Raw genomic sequence first — 820 nt, forward strand, 5'->3', positions numbered from 1 at the left:
CAACGACATGGGCGCGCACAAGCTGAACATCGCCGACATCAACAACGACGGCCGCGCCGACCTCGTGGTCGGCCTCGAACTCGCCGAGCTGCGCACCTACACCAATGGCGGCGGCAGCTCGCCCACGTTCACCGCCAGGACCATCAACACGACCGGCTGCCACAACACCCGCGTGGGCGACGTCAACGGCGACGGCAGCCCCGACATCCTGTGCGCCAACTACATCGGCAACCCGCCCGTGGAGCTGTGGCTGAACCAGCCCGCCGCGCCGATCGCCGTCAACCGCTGGCAGTACATCAACGTGGACGCGTCCCGCGCCACGATGGACAGCGGCTACCCGGCCTTCGGCCTGGCCTTCGGCGACATCAACCGGGACGGCATGGGCGACATCGTCTCGGGCAAGTACTTCTACCGCAACCCGGGTGGCGACATGACGGGGACCTGGACCCGCGTGAGCTTCCCCGTCAACGCCGACGCCATGCTGGTGCTGGACGTCGACGGAGACGGGCAACCGGACGTCATCGGGCAGGCCCTGCCCAGCGTGTACTGGCTCAAGCCCAACGCCGACGGCAGCCAGTGGACGTCGCGTGTGGTGGCCAGCCTCACGCCCACCGAGCACGCCAACAGCCAGGGCTACCGGCTGGCCCGCATCGTTGCGGGCAGCGCGCGGCCCCAGATCGTCTTCACCACGGGCGACGGCGTGTGGTACCTGAACATCCCGGCCGATCCCACGGCGGGCAACTGGCCCAGCGTGAAGATCGCATCCAGCACCACCGAAGACGTGCTGGCCGTGGGCGACATCGACGGCGACGGGCTGGAC

1 protein-coding gene is annotated in these 820 nt (G+C 68.9%); it reads left to right on the top strand.

The window, feature by feature from the left end:
* The coding region (locus AC01FP_RS18195; protein WP_474482230.1) for an FG-GAP repeat domain-containing protein at window positions 1-820 on the top strand (820 nt) is incomplete at both ends.

The organism is Cyanobium sp. NIVA-CYA 375 (assembly GCF_056108345.1).